We start from the raw sequence: 3,919 nt of genomic DNA, 5'->3' as shown, positions 1-3,919 counted from the left end.
GGCCGGCGCCCCCGGCGCCGACCCGCAGAGCTGCCTGCGTCAGCTTCCGGTGCAGGTGGCGGTGGTGCCGCTGCCGTTGCCGGTGCCCTGGAACCCGAAACTGGTGGTCTGACCTGCCGCCAGTCGTCCGTTGTAGCTCTGGTTGGTCACGGCGATGGTGCCGATGGTGCCGCTGGCGACGCCGTTCCACACCGAGCTGACCGAGGCTCCGCTCGGCAGGGTGAGGGTGACCCGCCAGCCGGTGAGCGCGGACGTCCCCGCGGTGACGGTCACGTTGGCGACGAATCCGCCGTTCCACTGGTCCTGGACGGAGTAGACCGCGGTGCAGGCCGGGGTGCCGGTGGGCGGCGGCGTGGTCGGCGGAGGCGTGCTGGGCGGAGGTGTGCTGGGCGGGGGCGTCGTGGGCGGAGGTGTCGTGGGTGGCGGCGTGGTGGGGGGTGTGCCGCCGTCGAGCGTCAGGTTCTTCTGCTGGACGGTCCACTGGCTGCGGCACAGGCCACAGTCGGGGCCGACGAATTTGGCGCCAGCGGTGGTGTCACCCTTGAGGCGCCACTTGAGGTAGAGCACCGCGACGCGGCCGAACTCGCCGCCGTCGGCCTGGTCGTAGGTGCCGCCGTGACCGACGTTGAGATTGCCCATGAAGGCGGGCAGCCCGGCCGGCAGCTTGCCCCAGTCGTCCATGGCGTTGGGGTAGGCGATGTCGCTGGGCCCGCCGATGAAGTAGGCGATCGGCTTGGTGAGTCTCCTGAGCTGGTAGTCGTCGGCGTCGTTCAGCAGGCCGCTGCTGAAGATCCCGGTCGTGGTGACGCGCGGGTCGGCCGAAACGGCGTACGCCTCCAGCCCTCCGCAGGAGAAGCCCGCGACAGCGACCTTGGTGGTGTCGAGCTTGTTGAAGTACTTGCTGCCCTGCCGGGAGTTCTCCGCGACGGCCCAGTCGATGGACTGGGTGAGCATCTGGGAGGTGGTGGAGCCGGATCCGTTCGGGGCTCCGTTGGCGATGGCGAGGAAACCGTGGGAGGCGATCTCGCGCAGGAAGTTGCCCTGGGAGAGGCCGTTGGCAGAGCACCCGCCGTTGCCCCAGACGAAGATGGGGAGGCGTTCGGACGGGAGCGTCTGGGGCCGGAAGATGGTGTGGTTGGCCAGGCTGGCCGACGTCTCGTAGTCGGCGGGATAGGGCCCGGAACCGCCGATGGCGGCATCGGCCGGTGTCGCGCCGAGCATCACGATCACCGAGGCAACCGGGACGATGACGGTCACCAGCCCCGCGTAGATCTTCGATCTCCTTCTCATGCACCCCTCCAACGGATGTCACGGTGGGCTCCCGGCGGCGGTGGCGGCTGTTCGTTCACGCTGCGACCGCAGCGGTCAGCGCAGGCCACGGGCCAGGTCGAGGCGTACGCGTCGACCACCCGGCGGGGTCCCCACAGGCGATCCGATGGGAGCGGTATGCAGTTACTATCACTACCGTAACGATAAGTGTCAATCTATGGTCGGTCCCGGGCTCGCTGACTCCGACGCCTTGCGCAGCAGCACCGAGCGTTCACGCTGGTTGGCGCACAGCCGGGCGGCCAGCTCCAGCTCGGCGCGCGCTTCCGCTCGCCGTCCGAGCCGGGCCAGCAGCTCCCCGCGTACGGTCGGGACCAGGTGCGATCCGGGGAGCCGGTTCGCGGCGATCAGCTCGTCCACGATGGCCAGGGCGTGCGCCGGGCCCGAGGCCATGGCCACGGCGACGGCCCGGTTGAGGTCGACCACCGGTGAGGGGGCGACCCGGCCGAGCGCCTCGTAGAGCACGACGATCCGCTCCCAGTCGGTCGCCTCGACGGAGGGCGCCGACGCGTGGGTGGCGGCGATCGCGGCCTGCAGACCGTAGGGGCCGAGCCCGCGGGCCGACGCCCTGGACAGCGCGGTCAGCCCGCGACGGATCGCGGACACGTCCCACCGCCGTCGGTCCTGGTCCTCCAGCAGGACCGGCGAGCCGTCCGGGCCGGTCCGGGCCGGAAAGCGTGCGGCCGTCAGCTCGCACAACGCGAGAAGGCCGTGCACCTCCGGCTCGTCCGGTTGCAGCGCGGCCAGCGTACGGGCCAGCCGGATCGCCTCGTACGCGACGTCGGGGCGCAGCAACCGGTCGCCCGACGTGGCCGTCGACCCCTCGGTGAAGATCACGTACAGGACGCTGAGCACGCCGCCGAGCCGTTCCCGGCGCTCGGCGGCCGGCGGCAGCTCGAACGGCACCCGGGCCGCCGCGATCGTCTTCTTGGCGCGGGTGATGCGGGCCTGCACGGTCGGCACGGACACGAGGAACGCGCGAGCGATCTCCTCGCTGGACAGGCCGCCGACCACGCGCAGGGTCAGCGCCACCCGGGCCTCGGGGGAGAGCACCGGGTGGCAGCTGACGAACATCAGCGCCAGCACGTCATCGTCGATCCGGTCGGGGTCGATGTCCTCGTCAACGAGGCAGGCCGCCGCGTCGACCGCCAGCAGGGCGTACCGCTGCTGGAGCGCGCTTCGGCGGCGGATCGCGTCGATGGCCCGCCGTCGGGCCGTGGCCATCAGCCAACCGGCCGGATTGACCGGGGCGGCACGCCGCCATGACACCAGCGCCTCGGCCACCGCCTCCTGGGCGGCGTCCTCGGCCAGCTCGAAATCACCGGTGAACCGGGTCAGCGCGGCGACGATCCGCGCCGACTCGATCCGCCAGACGGCCTCGACGTCGGCCGTACCCATCAGAGGTGGCCGTTGCTCGCGCTGTCCGCCGGGACCTCGTCGGCCTCGGCCACCCGCCGGACCTCGATCTTGGAGCCGCGGACCGCGGGGAACCTCCTGGCCCACTGCACCGCCTCCTCCTTCGAGGCGACATCGAGCAGGAAGTAGCCCCCGAACAGTTCCTTGGTCTCGCCGTACGGCCCGTCCGTGACCACCGGGGCCTCGCCGCCGAAGTCGACCACGACGCCCTGGGCCGGATCGTCCAGCCCCTCGGCCGCAAGGAGGACACCGGCCTTGACCATCTCCTCGATGAACGTGCGGGTCGCGACCATCGCCTCGTCGATCGAGGCCATCATGGCGGCGTTCGACTCGTCGGTGCCTCGCATGATCAGCATGTACGTCGACAACTTGTTCTCCTCGTCCGGCGGGGCCGCCCCTCGGCCCTCACCCCACACGTCGAACGAACGGCCGGTGGATCGACGCGGCCCCCAAAAGAAACCCTCGTCGCAGTCCGGTCGCCCTCGACATCCGTTCATCCTGCTCGGGCGCGACCGCGGCGAGTGCGGTCGGCCGGCGGGGTGCTGCGGGCTCGCGGCCATCAGCTTCCGGGAATGCCGCCCGGTTTCGCTGCCCAGGACGGGCGCCACGTCGTCGCCGGCAGTGGTGCCAGGCTCGCGACGTGGTCGATGACCGCCCGCAGGCCCGGGTGCGGGTTCGCTTGCGGCAGGATGAGCGAGAGGGGGTACGCGAGCGTCGGGCGCGCGATCGGAATGCGGCGCAGGTCGTGGTTCGTCGGCCAGAGGTACCGGTCGCGCGTGCCGACGAGGGTCGCCACGTCGGCGGAGTCCGCGAGGATGTCGAGCAGCACCTCGTTGCCGAAGTTCGGGCCGGCGGCGTCGATGCGCAGGTCGAAGTCGGTGGCGAGCTGGTCGTAGAAGTCCGACCATTCGCTTCCCGGCGCGATGCCGGGGACCCAGATCCGGTGCCCGCGCAGCTGGGCCGGTGTCAGTGTGCGCGCGGAGGCGAGCGGGTGCCGCGGGCCGACGAGCAGTTCCAGGGGTGAGTCGAACGCGTGGATCATCCGCACGTCGCGCGGTAGCGTGGCCGGGTCGGTGACCGAGCGGAACGAGGCGTCGATGTCGCCCGCCTGGACGGCGGCGACCGCCGCGCGCGGGTCGTTGACCCGCAGGGTCACCACGTCGAGCTTGGTTTCCGG

General features: G+C 71.5%; 4 protein-coding genes. All 4 read right to left on the bottom strand.

Annotation, left to right across the window (positions count from 1 at the left end; translation table 11 throughout):
• Nucleotides 1-39 precede the first annotated feature (39 nt).
• Complete coding sequence (locus AB0J68_RS28705; RefSeq protein ID WP_363941583.1) at nt 40-1,290, bottom strand: cellulose binding domain-containing protein; 1,251 nt, start codon at nt 1,288-1,290, stop codon at nt 40-42.
• Nucleotides 1,291-1,479: 189 nt separating this feature from the next.
• Nucleotides 1,480-2,724 (bottom strand): sigma-70 family RNA polymerase sigma factor, encoded by a 1,245-nt coding sequence (locus tag AB0J68_RS28700; RefSeq protein ID WP_363941580.1) that lies wholly within the window; start codon nt 2,722-2,724, stop codon nt 1,480-1,482.
• Nucleotides 2,724-3,110, bottom strand: a complete 387-nt coding sequence (locus AB0J68_RS28695; RefSeq protein ID WP_354856067.1) for a YciI family protein — start codon at nt 3,108-3,110, stop codon at nt 2,724-2,726. The genes AB0J68_RS28700 and AB0J68_RS28695 overlap by 1 nt, the downstream gene beginning before the upstream one ends.
• Nucleotides 3,111-3,301: 191 nt before the next feature.
• Nucleotides 3,302-3,919, bottom strand: a 618-nt coding sequence (locus AB0J68_RS28690; protein WP_363941577.1) for a LysR substrate-binding domain-containing protein, incomplete at its 5' end; no start/stop codon positions are given.

Source organism: Micromonospora sp. NPDC049580 (assembly GCF_040675595.1).
Lineage (GTDB): Bacteria > Actinomycetota > Actinomycetes > Mycobacteriales > Micromonosporaceae > Micromonospora.
The sequence above is the reverse complement of the archived record's forward strand: the minus strand, read 5'-3'. Positions and strand labels throughout refer to the sequence as shown.

Coding starts and splice junctions, on each gene's coding strand:
- AB0J68_RS28705 (WP_363941583.1), bottom strand. CDS start 1,290: ATGAGAAGGAGATCGAAGATCTACGCGGGGCTGGTGACCGTCATCGTC.
- AB0J68_RS28700 (WP_363941580.1), bottom strand. CDS start 2,724: ATGGGTACGGCCGACGTCGAGGCCGTCTGGCGGATCGAGTCGGCGCGG.